The sequence below is a fragment of the Xanthomarina sp. genome (assembly GCF_035306605.1).
Classification (GTDB): domain Bacteria; phylum Bacteroidota; class Bacteroidia; order Flavobacteriales; family Flavobacteriaceae; genus Xanthomarina.
This window is the reverse complement of record NZ_DATGNR010000012.1, coordinates 29,662-53,656: the sequence shown is the minus strand read 5'-3', so window position 1 is coordinate 53,656 and position 23,995 is coordinate 29,662. Positions and strand designations below refer to the sequence as shown.

Annotated in this window: 25 protein-coding genes, 1 tRNA gene and 1 riboswitch; of the genes, 6 read left to right on the top strand and 20 right to left on the bottom strand. The window is 33.7% G+C overall.

All coding sequences use genetic code 11. The features are described from left to right. Position 1 precedes the first annotated feature (1 nt). Both VKY41_RS01985 and VKY41_RS01980 read left to right on the top strand, forming a co-directional pair. Entirely contained in the window at positions 2 to 373 is a 372-nt protein-coding gene (locus tag VKY41_RS01985) for an RNA-binding S4 domain-containing protein (protein WP_500812759.1), read from the top strand. A 68-nt stretch (positions 374 to 441) separates the two neighbouring features. After that, positions 442 to 945, top strand: a complete 504-nt coding sequence (locus VKY41_RS01980) for a phosphoribosyltransferase family protein (RefSeq protein ID WP_500812758.1) — start codon at positions 442 to 444, stop codon at positions 943 to 945. Here VKY41_RS01980 and VKY41_RS01975 read toward each other — a convergent pair. Continuing rightward, positions 937 to 1,455: a shikimate kinase gene (locus VKY41_RS01975; protein WP_500812757.1), complete on the bottom strand. Its 519-nt coding sequence runs from the start codon at positions 1,453 to 1,455 to the stop codon at positions 937 to 939. The genes VKY41_RS01980 and VKY41_RS01975 overlap by 9 nt on opposite strands. A 134-nt stretch (positions 1,456 to 1,589) precedes the next feature. On the opposite strand from VKY41_RS01975, the gene VKY41_RS01970 reads away from it, so the two are divergent. Continuing rightward, positions 1,590 to 1,662 (top strand) — tRNA-Lys (locus VKY41_RS01970). Between the two features lie 90 nt (positions 1,663 to 1,752). Here VKY41_RS01970 and VKY41_RS01965 read toward each other — a convergent pair. From VKY41_RS01965 to VKY41_RS01950, 4 genes are read right to left on the bottom strand one after another with little or no spacing between them, the layout of a single operon-like run. Further along, complete coding sequence (locus VKY41_RS01965) at positions 1,753 to 2,625, bottom strand: hypothetical protein (RefSeq protein WP_500812756.1); 873 nt, start codon at positions 2,623 to 2,625, stop codon at positions 1,753 to 1,755. 55 nt (positions 2,626 to 2,680) lie between these two features. Then, entirely contained in the window at positions 2,681 to 3,088 is a 408-nt protein-coding gene (locus VKY41_RS01960; RefSeq protein ID WP_500812755.1) for a DUF6557 family protein, read from the bottom strand. 20 nt (positions 3,089 to 3,108) lie between these two features. After that, positions 3,109 to 3,549, bottom strand: a complete 441-nt coding sequence (locus tag VKY41_RS01955) for a hypothetical protein (protein ID WP_500812754.1) — start codon at positions 3,547 to 3,549, stop codon at positions 3,109 to 3,111. Next, complete coding sequence (locus VKY41_RS01950; RefSeq protein ID WP_500812753.1) at positions 3,540 to 3,749, bottom strand: hypothetical protein; 210 nt, start codon at positions 3,747 to 3,749, stop codon at positions 3,540 to 3,542. The genes VKY41_RS01955 and VKY41_RS01950 overlap by 10 nt, the downstream gene beginning before the upstream one ends. Positions 3,750 to 3,957: 208 nt before the next feature. Next, positions 3,958 to 4,056: riboswitch (SAM-I-IV-variant riboswitch) on the bottom strand. A gap of 201 nt (positions 4,057 to 4,257) precedes the next feature. On the opposite strand from VKY41_RS01950, the gene VKY41_RS01945 reads away from it, so the two are divergent. Both VKY41_RS01945 and VKY41_RS01940 read left to right on the top strand, forming a co-directional pair. Then, positions 4,258 to 5,193 (top strand): metallophosphoesterase, encoded by a 936-nt coding sequence (locus tag VKY41_RS01945; protein WP_500812752.1) that lies wholly within the window; start codon positions 4,258 to 4,260, stop codon positions 5,191 to 5,193. Between the two features lie 84 nt (positions 5,194 to 5,277). After that, the gene (locus VKY41_RS01940; RefSeq protein ID WP_500812751.1) at positions 5,278 to 5,793 is read left to right on the top strand and encodes a hypothetical protein; all 516 of its coding nucleotides are present in this window, start codon (positions 5,278 to 5,280) and stop codon (positions 5,791 to 5,793) included. A gap of 69 nt (positions 5,794 to 5,862) precedes the next feature. Here VKY41_RS01940 and VKY41_RS01935 read toward each other — a convergent pair whose 3' ends face one another. Continuing rightward, positions 5,863 to 7,359, bottom strand: a complete 1,497-nt coding sequence (locus tag VKY41_RS01935) for an MDR family MFS transporter (protein ID WP_500812750.1) — start codon at positions 7,357 to 7,359, stop codon at positions 5,863 to 5,865. A gap of 309 nt (positions 7,360 to 7,668) precedes the next feature. On the opposite strand from VKY41_RS01935, the gene VKY41_RS01930 reads away from it, so the two are divergent. Next, on the top strand, positions 7,669 to 8,109 hold the full coding sequence (locus tag VKY41_RS01930) for a DsrE family protein (protein ID WP_500812749.1): 441 nt from the start codon (positions 7,669 to 7,671) through the stop codon (positions 8,107 to 8,109). Positions 8,110 to 8,222: 113 nt separating this feature from the next. Here the strand turns inward: VKY41_RS01930 and VKY41_RS01925 are convergent, their stop codons facing one another. The 14 genes from VKY41_RS01925 to VKY41_RS01860 form a co-directional block, all read right to left on the bottom strand. Beyond that, positions 8,223 to 8,894 carry a hypothetical protein gene (locus tag VKY41_RS01925; protein ID WP_500812748.1) on the bottom strand — a complete coding sequence of 224 codons (672 nt, stop codon included), beginning with the start codon at positions 8,892 to 8,894 and terminating at the stop codon, positions 8,223 to 8,225. Positions 8,895 to 9,057: 163 nt separating this feature from the next. Next, the gene (flxY, locus tag VKY41_RS01920; RefSeq protein ID WP_500812747.1) at positions 9,058 to 10,356 is read right to left on the bottom strand and encodes a flexirubin biosynthesis putative acyl-CoA ligase FlxY; all 1,299 of its coding nucleotides are present in this window, start codon (positions 10,354 to 10,356) and stop codon (positions 9,058 to 9,060) included. Then, the gene (locus tag VKY41_RS01915; protein ID WP_500812746.1) at positions 10,353 to 12,023 is read right to left on the bottom strand and encodes a C45 family autoproteolytic acyltransferase/hydrolase; all 1,671 of its coding nucleotides are present in this window, start codon (positions 12,021 to 12,023) and stop codon (positions 10,353 to 10,355) included. The genes flxY and VKY41_RS01915 overlap by 4 nt, the downstream gene beginning before the upstream one ends. Further along, positions 12,020 to 13,564, bottom strand: a complete 1,545-nt coding sequence (locus VKY41_RS01910) for a phytoene desaturase family protein (protein WP_500812745.1) — start codon at positions 13,562 to 13,564, stop codon at positions 12,020 to 12,022. Before VKY41_RS01910 ends, VKY41_RS01915 begins: the two co-directional genes overlap by 4 nt. Further along, on the bottom strand, positions 13,561 to 17,253 hold the full coding sequence (locus VKY41_RS01905; protein WP_500812744.1) for an MMPL family transporter: 3,693 nt from the start codon (positions 17,251 to 17,253) through the stop codon (positions 13,561 to 13,563). Before VKY41_RS01905 ends, VKY41_RS01910 begins: the two co-directional genes overlap by 4 nt. Continuing rightward, on the bottom strand, positions 17,246 to 18,442 hold the full coding sequence (locus tag VKY41_RS01900; protein WP_500812743.1) for a DUF2062 domain-containing protein: 1,197 nt from the start codon (positions 18,440 to 18,442) through the stop codon (positions 17,246 to 17,248). Before VKY41_RS01900 ends, VKY41_RS01905 begins: the two co-directional genes overlap by 8 nt. A gap of 81 nt (positions 18,443 to 18,523) precedes the next feature. After that, a complete protein-coding gene (locus tag VKY41_RS01895; RefSeq protein WP_500812742.1) occupies positions 18,524 to 19,180 on the bottom strand; it encodes a hypothetical protein in 657 nt (218 codons plus the stop codon). A 26-nt stretch (positions 19,181 to 19,206) separates the two neighbouring features. Continuing rightward, complete coding sequence (locus tag VKY41_RS01890; RefSeq protein WP_500812741.1) at positions 19,207 to 19,707, bottom strand: hypothetical protein; 501 nt, start codon at positions 19,705 to 19,707, stop codon at positions 19,207 to 19,209. Positions 19,708 to 19,716: 9 nt separating this feature from the next. Next, positions 19,717 to 20,082, bottom strand: a complete 366-nt coding sequence (locus tag VKY41_RS01885; RefSeq protein ID WP_500812740.1) for an ApeI family dehydratase — start codon at positions 20,080 to 20,082, stop codon at positions 19,717 to 19,719. Positions 20,083 to 20,299: 217 nt separating this feature from the next. Beyond that, positions 20,300 to 20,926, bottom strand: a complete 627-nt coding sequence (locus tag VKY41_RS01880; RefSeq protein ID WP_500812739.1) for a porin family protein — start codon at positions 20,924 to 20,926, stop codon at positions 20,300 to 20,302. Beyond that, positions 20,923 to 21,534 (bottom strand): flexirubin biosynthesis protein LolB2, encoded by a 612-nt coding sequence (lolB2, locus tag VKY41_RS01875; protein WP_500812738.1) that lies wholly within the window; start codon positions 21,532 to 21,534, stop codon positions 20,923 to 20,925. Before lolB2 ends, VKY41_RS01880 begins: the two co-directional genes overlap by 4 nt. Continuing rightward, entirely contained in the window at positions 21,515 to 22,132 is a 618-nt protein-coding gene (gene lolA2, locus VKY41_RS01870) for a flexirubin biosynthesis/transport protein LolA2 (RefSeq protein WP_500812737.1), read from the bottom strand. Before lolA2 ends, lolB2 begins: the two co-directional genes overlap by 20 nt. Beyond that, positions 22,125 to 22,901, bottom strand: a complete 777-nt coding sequence (locus tag VKY41_RS01865; RefSeq protein ID WP_500812736.1) for a polysaccharide deacetylase family protein — start codon at positions 22,899 to 22,901, stop codon at positions 22,125 to 22,127. The genes lolA2 and VKY41_RS01865 overlap by 8 nt, the downstream gene beginning before the upstream one ends. Further along, positions 22,895 to 23,959: a beta-ketoacyl synthase N-terminal-like domain-containing protein gene (locus tag VKY41_RS01860; protein WP_500812735.1), complete on the bottom strand. Its 1,065-nt coding sequence runs from the start codon at positions 23,957 to 23,959 to the stop codon at positions 22,895 to 22,897. The genes VKY41_RS01865 and VKY41_RS01860 overlap by 7 nt, the downstream gene beginning before the upstream one ends. Positions 23,960 to 23,995 lie beyond the last annotated feature (36 nt).

Genomic DNA, 23,995 nt, shown 5'->3' with positions numbered 1-23,995 from the left:
TATGCGAATTGATAAGTATTTATGGTGTGTAAGGTACTACAAAACAAGAAGTATTGCCACCACAGCATGCAGAAAGGGACACATAAGAGTAAATGGAGATGTTGCTAAGCCAAGTCGAGAAGTTTTCCCGACGGATAAGATACAAGTTAGAAAAGACCAAATAAATTATACCTTAACAGTAAACGACATTCCTTCAAACAGAGTTGGCGCCAAATTGGTTGATATTTATAGGGTTGATACCACTCCAAAAGAGGCTTTTGAAGCTCAAGATCTTTTAAAATTTGCTAAAGATTATTATAGAAAAAAAGGAACCGGAAGGCCAACTAAAAAGGATCGAAGAGACATTGACGACTACCAGGACGAAAATGAGTAAAAAATCACCTTACGATTTAAATTAGTGTTTTATCTTTGAACGAGTAACAAAACAAAATTTTACTAAACATGGCTTTAACTAAAAATGTGATTTTAGACCACGACGAAATTAATCATAAAATAAAACGAATTGCTTACCAGATATACGAAAGCAATGTTAACGAAACTGAAATTGTTTTAGCCGGCATTGAAAGTAACGGTTATATTCTTGCTGAGAAACTAAAGGCCGTTTTAAGTGAAATTTCACCTATAAAACCGGTTTTATGTAAAGTTACTATTAATAAAAAGAATCCAAGACAAGAAATTATAACGTCTATTAAAGCTGAAGATTACCAAAACAAATCGGTAGTATTAATTGACGATGTGCTAAATTCAGGTACTACTTTAATTTATGGTGTTAAACATTTCCTTGAAGTTCCTTTAAAACAATTTAAAACAGCTGTGTTGGTAAATAGGAATCATAAAAAATACCCTGTTAAAGCGGATTTTAAAGGCATCTCACTATCTACTTCATTAAGCGAGCACGTAGATGTTGTTTTAAATGGAGAGTCGTATAAAGCCTATCTAAAATAGTTTTGAAATAATATCTCGTACTACATCCTCCTTGGGCTTATTGGCATCAATTTTATAATTAGCTTGATTATAAAATTGCAAGCGCTCAAATAAATGCTTTCCTACGAACTCCAACATATCATTTTCAGAAGATACATACTGTATTAAAGGTCGGTTCTCTTTATCGGCCATTAATCTTTTTGAAAGTTCATTAATTGGAACATTTAGAAAAAAAGTTTTCAGATTTTGGTTATCTAAAATTAGTTGCAAATTATTGGTGAAACATGGAGTACCTCCTCCCAAAGACAAAACAACATTACTTTTTAAAGATAAAACTTCTATTAAATAAGTGTGTTCAATTTTTCTAAAAAAAATCTCGCCTTTATCTGAGAATATTTCCTGTATAGTTTTCCCTTCCTTTTCTTCTATAAACTGATCTAGATCTATAAAATCGAATTTTAAAAACTCAGCTAATTCCTTACCTATTAACGACTTTCCAGAAGCCATATATCCTATTAAAATAATTTTCATAAATCTAAGATTATAGTATTTATTAAGCATTGCAAAGTAACAAAAGAAAAAAAGAAAAAAATTTTAAAAAAAGGTTTGGAATATTAATAAAAGCTTCTATATTTGCACCCTCGTTACAGCGAGACAAATTGAAAGACCTGGTAGCTCAGTTGGTAGAGCATCTCCCTTTTAAGGAGAGGGTCCTGGGTTCGAGCCCCAGCCCGGTCACAAAAAACTAGCCTCGATATCATCATGATATCGAGGTTTTTTATTATTACTAGGTTCTTTCTAAATGATTAAATAGTTTGTGATATCCTATTAATAGTATTTTTTAGCAATCTCATCCCATAATTCATCCACATCACCTTGCTTTTGTTCACGATAAAGCCTCTCTCTTATTTCTCTATTCTTTTCTTTTTTAGATGTTTTATTTTTTTGGGGGTTTACGCTCAATTTGTAACGCTCAATTATTTCCATTAGTTCAGGAGTTAATAATGTCCTGTCTATGGCTTTACCAGCTTCTTTAATGCGAATCTTTTCGTTATTGTCTAAAATAATCCAAATATCCCCATCCATATATTTGTTATAAGATGGATCTGTAAGAATGCTTTCCATAGTATCTGCAATGCCTTTATGCGTCGATTCTAACATGAGGTCGGGATATCTTATTCCATCAGCAGTTTTATTCCTCTTAACAACCTTATGGTAATCTTCGATCATCCAAACGATGTGTATGTCTTTTAAATCATAGCTTTTATTAGTTAAACTAAAGGACAGATTAATATAGTTTATGGCATCACCAACTTTATCTAAAAAGATGAGGTTGGGTTTATTGGTTTTATCGCTTAATGCAATTTTAGAGGATAATTCACGCGGCATTCCTCTATTAAAATCTGGATGGTCACTTAGCGCGTTAAATGCCTTAGTTATATCTATAGGATCTGACATATCAAGTGCTGTAATGTCTAGTTTATTCATGCTTTTAGCATAGTTTATCGCTTTTTCAGATTTTAAAACGTCTTGAAAGCCACGCTCGTAGCCAAATACTTCTCCTTCTATATTAAGTAGTTCCTCTACGACTTCTTTTTTCTTGGTTCCCAAAGCACCCATCATAATAACGGCGGTATTGTTTTTTGGGTAATCTACACCTCCTAAGGTGATACGGTTGTTAGTTTTGTCCGTTTTTTTCATAATTTTAATTTTTGTTGGTTAATAATTAATTTTGTTAGTTAATACGCTCACTTACTTATCGTTTGAGTACTTTTTGTATTTCCTCTTCTGAAAAACTTACAAAAGTCATTTCGTAAAGACAGTGAACCACAATTTCCTGTTCTGAAAAATTATCTAAACTGGCTTGGTAAATATCCATTCCTAACCATTGTCTCCAGGGAGTAAATTCTATTTCTTGCGGATACGTTTCTTCTTTGGTTTTTGGATGTTTATGCAGACCGGAAACTTCAAAGTAGTCATCATCTTCATCCGTTTCTTTTGTAATTATAATGGCGAAATCATTTTCTTCAGGTTGCATCTTTTTTAATCTTTCAAAAACCATTTCATAGCCTTTTATATTTTCTTCGGCTTCAGGATAGATTTCTAAAAACTTAGCAGATACATTTTTCCATGTATGGTTTTGTAGGAGTTCTTTTAAGGTCATAGTTTCTTGGGTTTTAATGATTAATTTATAAGTATCAATAATTCCTCAGGCTTTTGTAAATAATAGTCTATAGGCATAAGTGTTTTTGTTTTGCTTTTAAGGCGAATGAGCTCTGTGATAAATGCATTTTCATCAGACAATGAGGTACAGGTTAAATAGCTTATAGAGTTCATGCCATTTTCTTTGAGATGAGCTATATGGGAATTGTTTTTATTGATTTTATGAATGAAGTAGTCTATACTGTTTTCATTAAATAAACTTCGGATTTCTTTATAGCGTTCTAGTAAGGATTCTAGTTTTCTATTTGTCGATTCTTGAGCTTGCTTAAAATACCAAGATTGACTATCTGCGGTTGCAAATTTTTGACTTAAGGTGGCATATTCGATTAGTATCGATGCAAGTGTTGATTCGCTTTTCTTCTTTAGAATGATATTTTCAATATTTTTAAGTCTTACAGGCATATACTAATTGCGCTTTTTAGAGTTATATTGTCCCAACTTGAATCATAAATCCAATATGTTTCTTCGATAAATAAGAGGTTTTGAAGTTTTTCGGCATCTGTTTTTCCTCTTGTATAGAATTCAAATTCATTAACGTAAGTAGAATCATCAAGAAGGTCCCTGTGCTCTTTTAATAATTCATTGAAAGTTAAATTTGTCATAGTTTGTAGGTTTAAATTAATTCATGGTTTATGCGCATGCGATATAGCTAGACCACAAGGGACCTATACAAGCACAGGCTTCATTTGAGAGCGTTGCACAACAGAAAGCTAGCTGTTCTTGTTAGAACTTTAGGTTTCTGAACACACGGCTCATTATGTTTATTAGTTTATAATAAACACGTTGTAATAAAATCAGTAAGAAATTGGGTTGTTGACATACTTTTCCTAAAAGTTAGGCTCATTGTTTTTAGCACCTTCGCCTGCTAGGGCAGGTTGCTATCACCTCATGTGATTCTTAATGAGAGTTCTCAATATAAGAAATAAATTTTAAAAATCCTACTTTTTTTGTAAGAAAATTCGTTTTAAATATGTTTTTTAGGGATGCTTTATGCCGATTTGTTTTGAACTTATAAATATTGAAATCAAAGAGTAAGTTCCTTTGTAATTTTTCTACTGGATGTTTATATTCAACCTTTATAAACGAAAACTAACAACCTAATAATAAAAAATGATTGATTTAATTGGAGATATTCATGGCCATGCAGATGAGCTAGAAATGTTACTTAAAAAGTTAGGATATACTAAGGAACACAAGTTTTATTCCCACCCAAATCCTGATAGGAAAGTATTATTTGTGGGCGATTATATTGATAGGGGGCCAAAAAATAGAGAAACTTTAGAAATTGTAAAGCATATGGTAGATAATGGAACTGCCATAGCCCTAATGGGTAACCATGAATATAACGCGCTATGTTTTCATTTGAAAGATGCCAACGGAGAGTATTTAAGAGAACATTCAGAAAAAAACACCCAACAACATATCAAAACAATAGAACATTTTAAAGACAGGCCAGAGGAATTTAAAATGTATTTAGAGTGGTTTAAAACCTTGCCTTTGTTTTATGAAACAGAAACTTTTAGAGCCGTTCATGCTTGTTGGGATTATGATAGTATTGATTATCTCAAAAATAATCTCGAAAACAACAAACTTACAGATGCTTTAATTCGTGAATCGGAAACCGAAAAAGGAGCATTGTACAGAGCGATTGAAAATACCTTAAAAGGAAAAGAAATTACAATTCCAGGAGAGGGTTTCTTAGATAAGTACAAGCATCGTCGTAATGAAATGCGATTTAAATGGTGGGAAGACTTAAAGAATAAGACCTACAAGGAAATGAGTGTTCAGGAAATTAAAAATCTTCCAAACATAAAAATTGATTCAACATCCATAAAAGATAATAACTATTACAAAAAGGATGATAAGATGGTCTTTTTTGGTCACTATTGGTTGGAATTCAAAGATGGCGAAGAGCCAACTGTATTTAGGGATAATATTTGTTGTTTAGATTATAGTGTGGCTAAAGAAGGGCATTTAGTTGCTTATACTTTAAATGACGAATTAACTTTAGATAAGGAAAACTTCACCTATGTAAAGAAAGCTTAAAACGCCTAAAGGATTATCTTGTTACGATGAAATAGTAGAAATTTCGTTCATTTTAAATTATTAAAAGCAATAAGTAAAATAACTTTGAAGTATCTAGTGAATATTCCTAAAGATTACCTGTTGTTATTACTAAAGGATAAAATTTATATAAGTTTTAATTTTAGTAGTAATCAATTAAATAAGTTCAAAACCATTTTAGACTGGAAGCAAATTTCAGCTAATCAGGTTATGGACTGGAATTATCATGTAATAAAAGAGTTTGAATATTATTGGGATTGGGAAATATTACAGCAAAATAGAGCGGTTAATAATAGATTGACTTTAGGCTTGTTGTTTCCGGATAGAGTCGAGCTTCCAACGTGTAATTGCAGTTTTAAGTATGATTTCTGTGAGTGTGAAAACGCCAATTGGTATAATGGAAATTGGGAAAAAGGATACTTGAATTCGGATAGATTTAATTACAAACCTATGCCGTCGGCAACTGAAACACTTATCAATGCTATGGTTTATAACCTTTCCGAAGAATTATTGGAAAATATTTTGAAAGAGAATGATATAAATAATGAGCTCTTGTTACAGTATGGTATTACCCTAAAGTAGTATTATAGAATAACTCCTTGCAGTACCCTTAAGTAAGGTGTTACTGTGCATAAGATTTTCGTAGTTAGACTAAAACGTTTCAATTCTTGCAAAGTGTTTTGGAGTTAACAGCAACACGAAGAGTGTTAGGAATCCTACGCTAAGTATACCAATATAAACAGTATGGGTTGAATCAAAAAATGACTGTTGCAAATAGTTTTGAACCGTATCGTTAGAGTGGGCAGATTGTAATACTTCTACCACCTCATTCACCTTGGGTAGAGAATTTTGCAAATTTTCTGGCGCTTCAGTTAATTTATCAAATAACACCGAATTGAAAATAGCTGCAAAAATGGCGGCTCCTAAACTTTGCCCAAAATATCTTGAAAACATACTAGCACCCGTAACAACTCCTCGTTGTCCCCATTCCACTGTCGATTGTACACCAACCATTAAAGGGGTGGAAATAAGTCCAAAACCAGCTCCCATAAGTAATTGTATTGCAACCAATGCTCTTACTGAACCAGGGAATGGCATAAATAAGAAACTTGAAACAGCTATAAGTACTATGAAGATTCCGCAAAGAGCTGTATTTCTAAATCCTATTCGTAAATATAATTTTCCGGAAAGGGATGAGGATATAGGCCATGTAATACTCATACTAGCCAGTATAAAACCAGCAGCAATAGCACCAACATTTATAACCGATTGTGAAAAAACCGGTATAAACATATTGGGCCCCATAGTCATACATCCCATCCCAATAGTAGCTAGATTAGCACCTACAAGCACGCGTTTTCGCCACACCCATCTTGGTAGTATCGGACTTTCAGCACGGGATTCAATTTTCATAGTGGTTATAACCAAAACAAGAGCTATTCCTATAAAAACCAGTGTTTCATAGGATATCCATTCCCATGATTGTCCGCCTTGCATCAAACCAAACATAATAAAAGCTCCTGTAACCAATAAGGCTAAAGCACCAAGCCAATCAATTTTAATATGTTTTGTAGGTTTGTTTTCTGTAAGAAAAATGTTAATCAATATAATAGATCCTATGCCTATTGGAATGTTAATTAGAAATATCCAACGCCAAGAAGCGTAGTCGGCAAGAGCACCGCCTAAAGTTGGGCCTAAAATAGCGGAAACGCCCCAAACACTAGATAGCCATCCCTGAATTTTAGCGCGCTCTTCTAAGGTATATATGTCAGCTGCAATGGTATTAACGGTAGCCATAATAGCACCGGCTCCTACAGCCTGAAGTCCTCTAAATACAATTAAACTTACCATGTCCCAAGCTCCACCGCAAGCAGCAGATCCCAATAGAAATACAATGACGCCATAAATAAGAATGGGTTTACGTCCATATACATCAGCTAGTTTACCATATATAGGTATCGTAATTGTTTGGATTAGTAGATAAATGGAGAATAACCAACTGAATAATGAAAACCCACCTAAGTCACCAACAATTTGAGGAATAGCGGTGGCTACTATAGTTCCATCCATGGCAGCTAATGCCATAGTAAGCATTAAAGCAGCTAGAATCCAAGCTCTTCCTTTTTTGCTTTGTCCCTGATTATTCATAGAGATAATTCTTATAATTTTCTTCTGCGCGAAGTTAAAACTTAATAGAATAATCGGACGTTTTAATACGGAGATTGTTTTCTATATAAATGAAGTCGCACCTAGGTACTTGAAGACAACTTAGGAAGGGAACTCCAATCAAGTACTATGATTAATTTTGTCGTGCTACTTGCGAAATAAACCTTATTAAAGTTTCACTAATAAAGGTCATTCGGTAACATAGGTTACATTTAGAATCCCAAGGATAGCCTATCTTTGGAATAACAATGTTAGTTCAGCCTAGTATTAATCTAATTTTATAATAAACCTATGAAAAAACAGTTTTTAATGATCCTTTTTGTTGTTGTGGGATCTCTTTTTTACAGTCCAATGATGGCACAATCATTAAGTGTATCGGATATTGAGAATTCTGTAAAGAAGGATGGGAATTACGCCATCCTCGTTTCCAATTCTCGTTACTTTCAAGCAGCAGTTAGAACGGGGGTAGGACTAAAAGCTTCTAATCCAGAATTAAATTTTGAAGTGGTGTTAATTGGACCCGTAGTTAAAGATGTAGCTACCGATGAGAGCCTAATGTCTACGATTGAAACTAGTGAAAAAGCTGGAATTCGCTTGGTTGTTTGTGAAGCAGCGATGAATCACCTGAAATTGAAGAAATCAGACTTCCACAGTTCTATAGCATTTTCACCGGATGGGTTTATCTACTTATTTGGTTTGCAAGAAAACGGCTTTAAAACAATTACCTTATAATGTAGTTAGTGTGCTAGTATATCCTAAACAAAGATAACTAGAACAAAAAAACGCTTGTAAATAAAAGTTACAAGCGTTTTTTTTTTGGTAAATCTTAATCAGAGGTTTGAAGGTTATTCTATTTTTGCTTTAGCATTCTTTTCGCAAGTTTTACAAAGCTCTGAAATTCCTTTTTGTTCCCAAGTTTCTTTTACGGTACCATGGCTTATTTCATCTCTTCCTTTAATGTGTTGACAATCTTCAAAAATGTGGTATTTATTTCCTGCCTTGGTCCAATACACCTGGTCTTTATCATAATTAAGCTCTTTTAAAACACTAGTTTGTTCGTTAATTTCCTTAGTGTATTGTTCAATAGAAGGAGGATTAAAATCAACGCCAGAAATACCAGCTATAAGCATGGCAACCACCGCTACAGAACCTGCAATTCCTTTAGTTTTTCCATCAAGATCTTTGTTCATGAAAATGAGAATAACCAAAGGTAAAAAGGCTAAAACACCCATGATGGCTCCTAATTGGTTTTGAACAAAGAACTTTACCTTATCTTTTTCTGAAGCAGGATCTAATCGGTTTGCTTTTTTCCAAAGCATTGATCCGGTAATGGACAAGGCTAAAATAACCACAATAGAAACTATTAACCAAACCATGGTTTCATTGTGTATTAATTTAAAAATGGCAAAAACCTGCAGGGCTATGGCCACAATCCAAGCCAAAAAAGCGAAAAGGCGTAATTGCTTTGCTTTTCCTATACTTTCCGGACTTGCTTGAAATACTTTTTGTTCTGACATAATTTTATTTTTTTAATGAACAGCTTTGATAATTTTATACATGAAAGCTATAAAAACATTTTCTATTTTGATTAGGACTAAAATAAGTAAATTTTATATATGATTTTGGCAAAAGTTATTTATTCAAAAATGTAGGGAATTAAAACAAAGTGTCCCTAAAAGTTTAAGCCTCACTATGACGTTTATCAATAACCATAACAGGTTTTCTACTCATAATTGGGAACTGCAGTTTTAGAATCTCCTTTTTATCGTGAATTTCTATGCGTGGTGAAACTCTTAGTTTGGCTCTAAAATGATCCTTAATTGTCGTTAATAGGTTGTCTGTTGGCGTGTTGGTGGCTATTTTAATACAGATTTCGTCTGTACCGATGTCGTTGCTTGAAATTTCAATAACATAGCAGTCTACTTCGTTAAAATCGTTTAAAATATTATCCATAGCTGGTGGATATAAGGTGGTGCCTTTATATTTTATCATCTGCTTTTTCCTACCAACTACAGGGCCTAATCTCATGGTGTTTCTTCCGCAGCCACACACTTCTGTATGTGCTTGAACCATGTCTCCGGTTTTAAAACGAAGCAATGGCATACCTTCAATTCCTAAAGTGGTAATGGTTAATTCGCCAACCTCTTTTCCTGAAATTGCTTGGTCGTTTTCATCCAAAATTTCAACAATAATCAATTCAGGATGTTGGTGCCCACCTTGTTGGTTTTCACATTCATTAAACGCTGTATTCATTTCAGTTGACGCGTAAGTAGAATATAATTCAATGGGCCATTGAGAGGTTATTTTTTCTGCTAAGGTATTTAATGAGAAATCCTGATTTCTTAAAGGCTCACCAATGCAGATGGCTCCTTTTACTCCAGAATTTTTTAAATCAATATTATTTTGTTTGGCGTGTTCTATCAATTTTAATAAAAAGGAGGGAACAGCAATTAAATAGCTTGGTTTAAATTTTAAAATAGAATCCCATTGCAACTCAGGTATTCCAGCACCAACGCGAATAATTCCTGCTCCTAATTTTCTAGCTCCAAGAAAATAGGCTAGACCGGCCATAAAACGTCGGTCTATCGTGGTCATAAGTTGCATGACATCATTTTCCGTTACTCCTGAACAGGCAAATGATATTGCTTCGTTATAGGCTAAACGGTTTAAATCGTTGTCAGTTAAAGCAAAAGTTACAGGATCTCCTAAAGTACCAGATGTGGTAACATAATCGATGATTTTATTTTTTGGCACACATAAAAAATCGTTGTTGTATTGTTGCAACTGATCTTTGGTAGTGGTTGGAATCTTGGTTAAATCTTCAAGAGTTTGGATAGAATTAATATCAATATGCTGTTCTTTAAACACGCGCTTGTAATAGGGCGAATGCGTGTTTAAATACTGTAATAAGTCTCTCAATTTTTCCTCTTGAAAGGCTTTTATATCTTGGGCTGATGCTTTTTCTATTTCGGGAATCATTTGTTTAATTTCCTTTTAATCTTTTTAATGTACAAATCTATCTGTTCTTGGTCAGGAACTGTTGTAATTTCTTTAGTTTTTGCTTTTTCAAAAGCACGCAATGCGGCTCTGTAATAATTTTTACCATAAAGGTACTTTCCCGTTAAATAATAAACTTCCCAATATTCCGGATTGGTATTTTGAAATTCAAGGAGTTGGTCTGTACTCAAATGCTCCTTATTATTTATGGCTTTAGCAACATTCCTTCTTAAAATCCGGTAGGTTTCATAGTTTAAATATGCTTTTGTGTATTGAAACGGATCTTCTTCAATAGTCAAATCTTTGTTATTTAAAGGATTGGCTTGCTTATTTTCTGGACCTTCCCTAAAAATAGTGTTTAAATTATAAGCCACGAATTCGCCTAATTGATAGGGATTTGAAGAGACCCAAACCAAGCCTTCTTTTGGTTTAAAAACAATGCCATGATGAGCCAATAACTGATTTAAGGCCTTTTCGTTTCCATAACCAATGGATTTGTTTTCTAATCCTTCTTTATTCCGTAACACATCCACGGCTAGTTGTGGGGTAAGTTTAGGGGTTTTATTTAAAAGTTCCTCCATACGATCGTAACGATATTGGGAATGACTTTCTGCGATATGGTTGCTGTTGTTTTTATCATTCGCATAAGCTTCGCTTTGAAAATGATTGCTGCAAATTAATTGATTGGTGTTCTCAACTTCATAAACCCCAAAATTCTTTGGTGAGACTTCAATAGTAACGGCCTTATTGTCCTTAGCACTTCCCACTAAAATGGATTCTGACACAAAAACTTGGCGCTTTTTAGCAATTTCAATGGCTTCTTCAATAGTGGAAGCGTATTGTAAAATTTCTCGAGTAAGTATAGAAATAGGAGTTTTGGCTACAAAAGGAATATCCGATTTTCCAGCGTTTATGGTGACAGTTAATCCTTGGTCGTTCATGCCAGAAACGACACCTATCATGCCTGCCCACGTAACCGACATAAAGTTGTAGCCCTTGGTTGGCTTTACAAAGGCAATTATTTTGTCTTTAGCAAAATCGTCACCAGCGTAAAAATCAAAATTTCTTCCTATAAGTAATTGCCCATCTTCGGTTTTATCTCCCCAAGCAGCAAAAGATGAACAGCCAACCAACATCAAATCTTGAAGGGCGTGACCAATATCGTGCGCACTATGGAAATAAAGGATTCGCAAATAATCGTCTGCTACATAATTATAAGTGTCTCCGGCATATTTTGAAATGCCTAATATTTCAGCCTTGTATTCTTCAGGTATATGTAAATGCATTTTACGGTTGTACCAGGCCAATACTTTTCGTAGTAAATATTGTTTAAATTTTGATGGTACCAAGTCATCCACTTTGCTCAAAAAGGCATGTTCTTGTTTTATAAAAAGCTCCTCAGTTAAACTTCCGGTGTTTAGACCTATTTGATAAGGATCTCCAGCAATATATAATTCCCATTGTCCAAATTTGTTTTTTGTTAAATACCCGTTTTCGGTAGTAAAGGAAGTGTCAGAAATTTTTTCACGTGTTGGAATATTTGTGTTGTATGCGCTTACATCTGGTGAATCTTTTAAAGATTTCGCCACACCACACGACATTAAAAAGAGGAGTGTAAATAAGGATAAAATGTAATGACTTAGTCTCATGCTTGTGTTGATTCTGATGGCTTGTTAGCTTCAATAATCTTATTCAACAAATATTCCTGACCTAAAATTTCGGAACAGGTTACAACAGCTCCAATAGTAACACCTAAAATACCATGCATATTCATACATTGGCCCGTAAATAATAAGTTTTCAATTTTAGTTTTAGGCGAAATAAAGGTTTGCATAGACTTATTAACATCCTTAGAGTAACCATACATAGAACCACGATTTGTGGCAATATAATCTCTGTACGATAGTGGTGATGAACTATAAGTTTCAAGAATACACTCGCGAATATTTGGGAATTTTTTCTCTAATTCTTTAATGATTTTTTCTTCTTTTTCTTTTTTGAATTCCTCGTAGGTTTGCCCTCTGTCGTTTTTGTTAGCAACCGTATTGAAAGTGTTTTCCCAAGGTTCTACTTCTTCATAACGCATGTAGGTCATAATGGTAATATTATCGCCATATGCATCGTTGTTTTTCTTAACACCCATGGATAACATATAGTTTTCAGGCCAGCTCTCTTGGGTGTAATGTTGGGCATTCCATACAGCATCTACCGATTTAAAATGATAGTAGTTTTTATTTAAATACTTGAAACTGCCAGGTTTCAAAACAATGTATAAACTAAAAGCAGCAATGGTACTTTCTATGTTTTTAATTCTGTTTGTGTATGATTTTCTTAACTTTCCGTCTTCAATAAGCTTTAGTGTGACTTTTGGATCGATGTTGGAAATAAATAGGTCGGCCTGAATCTCATTGCCGTTCTCACAAATAACAGAACGTATGTTATCGTCCGTAAATTGAAACTTTGTGGCTTCATGATATTTATAAACTTCGCCCCCGGTTTCTAAAAGTCTTCGTATTAATAGTTTGGTGATTTGACTACCGCCATTTAAACATCTATACGCACTTTGAATGTATGAGTTTACAGATAAGGAATGCACATAAAAAGGGGTTTTATAGCCATCACCAGCATATAAAAAATTAGTGCCGGCTAAGACTGCTTGCAAGCGTTTGTTGTCTGTAATGGATTCTAGAAATTCACGAATTTGTAATTTAAAAACGCCATCGGCATATGGTCTGCCAAGTTTTAAACGGTAAAGGGGAAATTTGTCACAGGTTTCTTTTATTTTATCGCAGTAAGCGTGAATAGCTTTAGCTTCTTCAGGAAAGTCTTCAATTAAATTCTTTGAGAATTTCTCATAGCCTTGCGCATAATTATACTCTTTGTTATCGTCGTCAAAAGTAATAACATCAAAGCTCTCCTCATCCATTTTTTTTAGGGCAAGTTCGTCCATTATCCCTAAATAATTAAAGTATTGATATAGGTTCTGCCCTTGATCTAAACTCCCAATATAATGTACTCCAGTATCGAAAATAGACTTGTCTCTAACAAAGGTTTGAAGGTTGCCGCCATACTGCTGATTTTTTTCCAAAACACAAACTTTGTAACCTTCTTTCGCAAGAATGACTGCCGATACAAGGCCACCTAAACCACTGCCTACAATAACAACATCGTATTTTGATTTTGGTTTCAAATACCTCCTGTTTTGGTTAATATCATTACGTCTTCAGTTTGATAACTCACTTCAAATAATTGATTTTTAATTATTTCTGAAGATAACTCTAAGTTTGAATGTAACAAAATAATTTTAGTAACCCCATTTGAAATAACGGCTTCAAGCTGCTTGTTTGTGAAAGGGATCTCATCTAAAATCAACAGGTTCGCTTGTTGTTGTAATACCTTTTCAAGGGTATCAAAAACTGAAATTTTATAATGGTTGTTGCTGAGGTAACTGTTTTTAATAATCTTACCAACGGGTGCATCTTCAAAATATGTGAAAATTTTTCTATCCGGACCATCTAAAGCCAATAAGAAGTCTAACTGTCCACATGTTTTTGAAACATGCAGAATAGTGTCTTTTTCTCCAACCGAATCCATGATGGTTTTATAAACCGTTTTATTTGCTTTTAGGTCTGATTTTACCCGTTGGTATAAGGCATCTCCCTTATACCTAAATTCTTCTAAAACCATTTTATGAAAATATGTTTCATCTTCAGTTTCCTTTCTAAATGCATGAAACTGATTTTTAAAATAGCTGCTGATAAGTTTTGTGGTATCTCTAGTGGTTCCAGAAAACATCTCAGATTCAAATGGAATTCGTTCTAAGATTTTAACCGTAATAACCCCTTTTTTTATAACGAAATTTCCTTTCGGAAGAACTTCTGAGTTTCCATGAATAATTACTGGTACAATATCTAGTTTAAATTGTTCAGCCAAAAAGAAAGCTCCTTTATGAAAGCGCTTCATTTTGTTGGTATAAGAACGGGTTCCTTCTGGAAAAGCCATTAAACTATAACCTTGGTCTACTTTCTTCTGAAGATGGTCAACCCCTTTTTCAATGCCACTAGATACTGGATAAAAGCCTGCTAATTTCACAGCTTTTCCGAAGAATGGAGAGTTGTAAACCCAATCGTTAACCAAGAAAATCATTTTTGGATGCAGCATTCCTATAGCCAAAATGTCTAAAAATGAGGTGTGATTGGCTATAATTACGGCTTGTTTTTCAAAGTTTTCTTTCGTCTCGTTTATAACTTTGGTTTTGAAAAATGGATAAGAATCCAAAACAGATTTCATAAACTTCGACATGATTTTATGAAACCAATTCATTTTAATTTTCATACTTATTGGTACCACCTTCATAAAAGCAATTCCGAGTAGGGATAAAAATAATCCACCCAAACCATAATAAGTAAATGAGATGGAAGAATGAACGAACATGAGAAATGGTGAAGGTTTGCTATGCTTACTTCCTACAAAAAACATGAATAGAAGGGGTTGTAAGGTAAACGAAATAAACATGGCCGATAAGATACCAATCAACGATACCAATGAAATACTATGTAAGGCTGGATGTTTTGCAAATATTAAAACCCCAACACCTAAAATAGTGGTAATTACAGAAAGTAAAATAGAAGTTTTATGTGTTGGTAAAGAGCTTTCCCCTGTTCTTAATTCATGGAGTAAGCCATTGGTAATAAAGATGCTATAATCAATACCTAAACCAAAAATAAACGTGGTAATAATAATGTTGAAAATATTAAATTCTACACCCAGTAAACCCATAATCCCAATGGTTAGTACCCAAGTTAAGGCAATAGGAAGTAGGGTTATTAAGGTTAAAGAAAAGCTTCGATAAAAGAGCAACAAAAGAATCAACACAACAAAAAAGGAATAACCAACCAAGTTGTTGAAATCGGTTTTTAGATTTCCTAAAAAGGTTTCATTCATTTGTTTTCTGTCTATGACCAGAGTTTGCGGGGAATTTTCAAACTTTTTGAATAAGTTATCAGCGTGTTCATCTTTTAACTTTACTAAGGTGGTAATAGTTGTAAAATTGTCCTTGCTTGCTATATAATCATCTATGGAAATAAGATTAAAATCTTTGAACCCTACGGCATGTAAAACTCCGAAATCAGAATTTAAATGGGTGTAAAATTCTTCGAAACTATGGGGCTTAAAGCCTAATTCCAATCCGCTTTTAATTAGGTTTTCTCTAGTTTGTTGTTTGGTTTCCTCAGTCCAAAAGTTTCTCCAATCGGCTAGCTGCTGCTTTTGGATTTCGGCAGATTTTATTAAAGTGCTTATCGAGCTAAATCCTATGATGCTATCGTTTTCCTTTAGGCTTTTTAAGGTTGAAAATACCCCGTCATTTGCTTCTAGAACATCTTGCTCATTAGTTCCATAAGCAGCAATATAAACCGATTTGGAATTGATGTTGGTTAAAGCATCTAATCTGTTTTGTGCTTCGCGAAGCTCGGTAGGTTCAAAGTTTAAATTAGCTAAATCATTATTGAAAGTTACTTGCTTATAGGTAAAATAACTTATGAAAAACAGGAGCGCCAAACCAATGTATGCCCATTTGTTTTTATGAAGTGGATAACAAGCTATTTTGTCTAAAACTGTGGCTTTTTTTACCGCTTCATTTTTTGATTTGTAAACTAGAGGAATGAAAATTAACGCAAAAGTTGAAGCCCCAAGAACGCTAATAGCAGCAAAAAGTCCTAAATCCTGAAGTGCTTGCGAATCTAAAAACAACAAACATAAAAATGCCAAAGCCGTTGTTAAGCTACTCATTAAAATAGGCTTGGTAATTTCTTGATACAGGGCTTTTATATGGCTGTTACTGCGAATATGAGTTAAAATATGCAAAGCATAATCAAGTGTAATACCAAGCAATACCGAACCAATTCCTAAGGAAACTGCCGAGATTTTTGTCCGAATTAAATAAAGTAAAGCGACAGCTAGTAAGGCACCAAAAGCTGTAGGAATAAAGAGAATGACAGGCACACTTAATTTTCTGTAGAACAAGATTAAAATTAACAGTAGAACTGAAATGGCAATCCCCACAGTTAATTGAATGTCTTTTTTTATCTGTTTGGCATTGGCAACAGCTACTAAAGCACCACCAAAATATTCGCTACTTACTTTGCCATGAAACTCTTGATTTAATTTAGAGTTTATATGGTAAAGTTGCTCTGCAAAAATGGCGTTTTCCGAAGTCTCGCTAGAGGGGTAAGTAGGCGTGATAAATAGTAAAATATGCTTTTTGTTCTGACTTATTAGAAAACCATTTTGCATGGTAAAATCGTTGCCGAAACTTAAGAGCTGCAATTTTTTTAAAGCTAAAAACGATAAACCTAAGGGATCTCTTAATATGGTTTCTTTAGCAACCATGCCAGAAGGTGAAATCAAGGTTTTGTAATTGGCTACGGTGATGGCTTCAATACTGTCTTTGTGAAGCTTGTTTTCTATGGTTTTATAATCGGATGCTTCTAAGAAATGGGGTAGGTTGTTATAAACAAAATCTAAGGTGTTGAGTATGTCTTCGTCAGCAACTTTCCCCTGAATTTTAGTAAAATACTTGCTTGAGTTATGGTTTATACTATCAATAAACTGGGTGGCGTATTGTGTTAAATCATTGATGGAACCCGAGGATTCCCTTTTGATATTCACAATTATTTTATCGGCAAAATTAACAGATTTTAAAACTCTTTGGGCGTCGGAGTTTTCTTCGTTTATAGGAATAAGCTTGGTGATGTCCTCTTCAAAAGTAATATTTGAAGCTAGAAAACCTAAACTAAAAACGATTAGAATTAAGGCAAAAAAGCCTACAATTTTCCTTGAGGCTAAGTAGGTGTGTATGTTATAAAAAAAATTAGTCATTCTTTAACGCCATGTTCTTCTTATTAAAAAAACTGAAGAAAATATATCCTATAAGACCAAAAACAAGGGCTCCAATAAGGGATAGGGTAAAACTGCCCACAATATACGTTTTTAGATGTTCAAATGCCTCAAAATTTTCTATCATTTCTTCTATAGAATAGGAGATTCTTTCGCCTAAAATCCACTGACCCAACTCTAAACTTGCGTAAATAATAAAGGGGATAAAGGGAGGTAAACTAACGTTGGAAAAAGCAAAAGATATGGCTTTATTTAATTTAAGAAAAATAGCTAGGGTAATAGCTAAAAAAGTCTGTAGCCCCCAAAGTGGCGAGAAGCCTATAAAAGTCCCTAAGGCAATGGATAGGGCTTTCTTTTTTGGCGAATCGTTGCTACCTAATAAATCTTCAGTAAAAAATCGTTTAAAGCCTTTTTTTTTAATATGTCTAAAAACCCGTCTAGGAAAATAATAGATTCCTGTTAAAAAAACCAACCAGGTATTTAAAATGCTAATTCTAGTAAAATCCTTAAAGGGTCTGAAGTGAGATACACGCTCAGATTCATCGTAAAGAACTTTAATAGGCATGTTTTTTACTTCAATATCTTTCCATGCCGTTTTTACTATAACTTCAATTTCAAACTCAAATTTTGAGGTGTAAAACTTCAGGTCTTTAATAACTTTTAAAGGATACAACCTAAAGCCAGATTGGGTGTCTTTAAGCTTGATGCCCGTTTCTATCCAAAACCAAAAGTTTGAAAATTTATTTCCAAAGCTACTTTTTCCTGGAACACCTTCTTGCTCCATGTTTCGAGAACCAATTATCAAAAGGTCTTCGCCTTCATGTGTGTCTAGTTCGTTAATGAAATTTGGAATGTCACTAGGAAAATGTTGCCCATCGGAATCAATGGTAATAGCAAAATGATAACCTAAAGAAATTGCCTGATTAAATCCTTCTCGCAAAGCAATTCCTTTGCCTTTATTGTGAGGGAAATGTATTTGGTGTAGCTCTTGGTAATCCTTTAAAATGTTGGCAGTGGCATCGGTGGAACCGTCGTTAACAATAATTATGTTATTGGTTAATTCCAAAACCCCATCTAAAACCCGTTTTAGGGTACGATGGTTATTGTATGTTGGAATGATAACACATACATGTAAATCGGTAATTTTTTGTCTAATAAGCTCGTTGTTCACTTATAGGAGGCCTTATTTAGTTATAGCTCCGAAATTACTGATTTTTCTTCTTATTCAAAGAGATAGTTATAATATTTAGGACTAAAATTTTTGACCAGGTTTTTTACTTTTATTTTTTAGTAGGTAGTTGTAATGTTTTAATGCATTTATAATGGATTCGGCGTTATCATGGCCTTCTACACTGATAACTAATTTTAGTCTTTCCCACTTGTCTTTTTTCTCGTTTACTAAAACAGGAACATGGATGTTTAAATAGGCAAGATCACCACTACGTACATCAGGTTTCCTAAAGCTGTATACGCGTTTAAAATCGTATAAATAACTACTTATTTCTTTGGTTTTGTTTTTATTCCACAAGGTCAATCTTAAATAGTCTCCTTCAACCTTTGCTTTGTATTGATTTTTCAAATAACCATTATGGTCGTAGCAGTATAGTCCCATGTATTCTTCTATAAATGCCTCGGTTTCTTCCATAGAAATTGCACGGTGTTCTCCATTCGCTGCTGTAACATCAAAAGTTTCTTCATTTCCATTTTCGAAAATAATTTTCGACACCTCCGATTTCTTAATGTAGTATGTAGGTCCTGCTAGGTTATCTGTTTTTTTATAGGAAATAGTTTCAATGTGAATTTCTTCCACTTTTGAAGCAATTTCTTCATTATCTGTGGTGATAATAAGGTCTTGTGCCGATAGAGTTAATGTGAAAAAGAAGAATAAAAGGAATGTAAAGTGCTGCATCTGTTTTAATAGCTTGTAAATAGTTGTTATTGGCTGATAAGGATTTGTTTCTCTTCATCTGTAAAGACCTTAGACTGTAAAATATAGTCTTTTATATGGCCTTTTAAATTTTCTGAAGAAATGTACTGGTATTGTTTAAGTAAAAAGAGTTTGTCTTCACTTATTTGGTCTTTATACTTTAAAATTTTAGGAGTGTTTTCTTGAATACCTAGTCTTATAAAACGAGGTTCTATAGCGTTTGGCTCTTTTTCTATAGCAAATTCTATGTATGAAACGCCTTCAGTAAAACCGTCTTTTTTTTCCTTTAAGCTTCCTGCATATTTTGCTTTTAAAGCAATAGCAGAACCTTTGTAAGCTACTAACGCAACAGGACTTTCTTTAGTAACATTTGAAAGCATGTTGTAAAAAGTTAGGACTTTTTCTTGGTCCTGAGCAGCTTCTTTATAGGCAACGCGAACGGCACTCAAATTTTGAGAAAGGGTAAATAAACCTATAATAAATATAAAAACTGATAAAAACTTAATCATAACATTGTTTTAAATGACTTTATAGGTATTAGTCAATTTTAATGCCACAGTATCATCAAAAGTCGTTTGGTTCTTTACTTTATAACCGGTTTCTGTTTCTGTGATATCTAATTCCAACACCAAGTCTGGCGTTACTTCAGGATTGATAATCGCCATAAATTTAACATTGCTAGATGATTCCATAAACAGGTTTTTTGCGACAATTTGCTCTGTAAGCTCTTTAATTATCTGCATCATACAAACCCCAGGAGTAACAGGGTTCCCAGGAAAGTGTCCTTTAAAAATCTCATGATTTTTGTTGATGGTAATTTTAGCCGTTGCTAAATTTTCGGCAACAGTAAGCGAGTTTATTTTATAAAAATCTTTTAACAACATACCTAGTTTTTTTGTTAGGTTAAATTTATAAGCAAGACCTATTTTAATAGGTTTCTCTCTGGATATAATTTCAAGTCAAAATTATGAAAAGACCCGGAATATACCTCAATGAAACCTTTTTTATAAAGTACTTAATTATACAACTTGGTTTTAATCCCTTCTGATGGTTAAATTGAAAAACCAAAAATCTATAATCTAGTCTAGTGGATGATACGTATTACATACCAAATTTGTAATACACATTAAATTGAAAAACGGAGTTTAACTTGTTGTTTCCGCTATAGTAGTCATTGTTAGTATCATCGTAATAATAGTCGTAATATCCATCTCTTACATCTATAATTCCTTGTTTAAATCTAGCTTCTATTCCAAGACCGATAGGAAATTCGTAACCAATTCCACCAAATAAAGACAAATCCACAGGAGTTATATCTGAATGAGTGTTATCCGATACATTAAACTCTAAAGCTGGTCCAACTATAAAATGCAATCCTAAATCTTTTACAAAATAAAATTTATTAGCTAGTGCCATTCCTAAATAATGGGTGCTTAAATCTTCATTTTTTACACTTACAAGATCTCCGTAATAAGGATCAATATATGAATAGTGTTCTCCTTTAGCGCCTTGATTAGAGTAGGTTAATTCTGGTTGTAATTCATAAAATCCTGATAAATGAATGTTGACAAACATGGCAGCATTAAGTCCCATGACTCTTTCGGAGTTAGACGTATTTGTAATTTTAGAAGCATTTAAACCCATACGTAAACCTGGACGGACCTTGACTTGAGAAAATATAGGTAAACTAAGTGCAGTGAATAGGGCGACTAAAAGTAGATTTTTCATTGGATAATTGATTTTAAGTTGATTTCGAGTGGAATATTTTGGTGTTTTATTTTAATCTGGTGAGCTATTCGGTGTTTTATTTCAGAAAATAGAAAACGAACCTTTTCTTTTCCATATTTGGAACGAACGACTTTTGTAAGTTCATTGTCTTCAAAGAAATAATAGTGGTTTTTATTGTTAATCTGGGTTTGGTAAACAGGATACTGGATATTCGTATAACTGTTAGAAATGATTAGGTTTTGAGTAACCAAAACTCTAAAATCTTTTTCTAAAACCTGGATGAGTAGGTTTTTATCAAGTTCTTCTAAAATAAAATTTACCTGAAAGTTGTCTTCCGTAAAAGTGAAATCGAATAACTTATTACCCATTTCGGTTGTAAAAGCAACTCGATGTTGTTCCTCTGCTATTTTCTTAATGATTAATAGTCCACTAAAATTTCGTTTATAAACATCAATGGATGCTTTATAGACATAATCGATACTCGCATCCGAGAAATATGGATTTTCTATACTTTTTAAAGGGGTATCACTTAATTCCAGGTGTTGCTTTTTAGGGTAACTTCCACAGGAAATAAAAAGAAAGCAAATACTAATTAGTAAAAACCGCATCAGCAAGGGGTTTGTTCAGTTCTCTGTTTGTGAAAACGATTTTTGTGAAATCTCCCGAAGGTTCTATCATTTTTACTTCAATAACATCTCCTTTTGTGTTGAAAATAAGTTGAAAGGCCTGGATGTATTTGGACGACTTTTTATCTTTTGGAATAAAATGGACTTCATGGTGTTTGTCTTTTTTGTAATAGGAAATATCGAAGGCTGTATCATCAAACATGTCCCCCTTTATACTGTTTATTATTAAAGTATTTAACTCTTTAAACATTTTGTTAGAACCCATATCTATTTGGTTCTTCTTGCCTTCATCGTTTATAAAAAGAGTTTCGTTTTTAAAAATTACCGCATAGTTATAAGGTTCCGTATATTCCCATTTTACAAGATTTGGGGTTTTAAAGGCCAGTTTTCCTTTGCTTACAATGTCGTTGGACAAAAAGTCTAAATGTTTGTATTGGGTAAAATCGCTGTAAATGGTTTTGGTGGTTAAGGCCTGCTGTTTTACTAAAGTTTTTAAGGCCTCGGCTTCGGTAACAGACATTTTTGTTTGTGCTTGAATAGCAAGGGAAACAAAAAATAATAGGAAAACAACTTTACGCATAAGGTTCTATATTAAATAGGGTGTCGATAGTTACAGCCTCTAAATTTTTCTTTTGTAAAATTAACAATAACTGTTCCAAAACCCATAAGGTTTTCTCACTTGTGTCATGAAGTAGAATAACATCGCCTTTTTGTAGGTTTTTTGTCACTCGTTTTAAAATGGCTTCTTTGCTTAATCTAGTGGTGTCCAAGGAACGTTTGTTCCAACCAATGGCTTGGAGATTCACTACTTTTAAAGCCTTTTTAATTCGTGGGTTGGTAACGCCAAAAGCTGGTCTGTAGAGATTTAGTTTTAACTGGGTTTTTTTAAAAACCAAGGTATTCGTTTGCTCTAATTCTTCAATAACTTGCTTGGTACTAAAAAAACCAAACATATTGTTATGGGAATAGGTGTGATTTCCAACAGTATGTCCTTCGTTTATAATTTTATTTAAGAGTTTTGGATGACTTTCTATATGCAATCCAATACAAAAGAATGTGGCCTTGGCCTGATACTTTTTTAAAAGATTTAAAACTTTCGGGGTGTAATTGGGGTGTGGACCATCATCGAAAGTGATAGCAACTTGATTTTTTGAAACAGAGGGATGACTGTTAAGGGCTTTAATGTGATAGTTCCATCCAATTTTTCCAGAACCTAAGGCGGTTAGTAAAAACCAAAACAATCCTAATAAGATGAACCACCATAAGGAAAGGCCAATTAAAAAGTAAGCGACTATGGAACTTATTAAAATAATAAGTGCTAAGCTGTTTACTGTTTTAAAGTTTAACATGTTTTAAGTAGAGTGAAATTATGATTTTCTCCACGATACTGGTTGTAAAGTAAGATGTGCTTAAATGTTGATGTGCCCAGATGATTTAATTTTAAAACCTCAGGAATATGCTGTGTTTTTAGTATTCTTGAAGCTATACTTACACCAAATGGAGAAGCGGTATGAAACTCACCAATAAGATGCTTGTAATACACTTGTTGGGTGTTTTTAAAAACACTTGAAGCTAATTCATGGTAATACCCATCAAAATCCACATCCCCGTTATAGCCCAAAATAACCGCATCGATATCCTCCGTACGAAGATGCTTGTCTTTTAAAAATTGTAAGGCTTCTTCTGTCACATCAGCTAAAGCTAAAGTATTAAACATCCTTACCGAAACAACTTCGGCATACGAAGATTCTTGCTTTTTATTTGATAACACAAAGAAATTGGCTCCCTCACCATAAATAGTTCCTTTGGTTTTTGACTTTAAAAGTTCTTTTGAAGGTGTATTTTCATCTTTAATATGATGAATAATTTGGTTTAATTTGGTTGTGTGATCTCCCAACTCATCCACACCTCCAATTAAAATATTTTGTGCTTCGTTCAATTCTAGTTGAATTTTTGCGTCTAATAAAGCGGACTCAAATGAATTGCTAGCATGAACGTAGGTAAAATTATACCCTTTGCATTGGAGCTCTAAAGCTATTTGCCCACCAACCGTATTGTGCGTGGATTGAATAAAGGAGGTTGGTGTTAAATACTCCTCGTTATTATCTATAATTCCGGCTAAAAATTTTTCAGAATCGCGTACACAACCCATTCCTGTTCCAGTGATAATGGCGTCCACCTGCTCAAGTCCAGCTTCTAGTAAGGCCATTTTAGAGGCAGAAACTCCCATTTTAATACCTTTTGCCATGCGTCGTGCTGCAGCTGGTGGTATAAAATCTTTATATTTTGGTTCAACAGCAAAAACAACCTGACTGTGATGTTCAATGACCTCGTCAAGAAACTCTGAATTATCAAAGGTGTTTTGAGCGGTAATACTCGAGATGCTATTGATGTAGACTTTTTTCATAGTTACTTTAAACTAGTACGTTTTTAAAACCTAAAC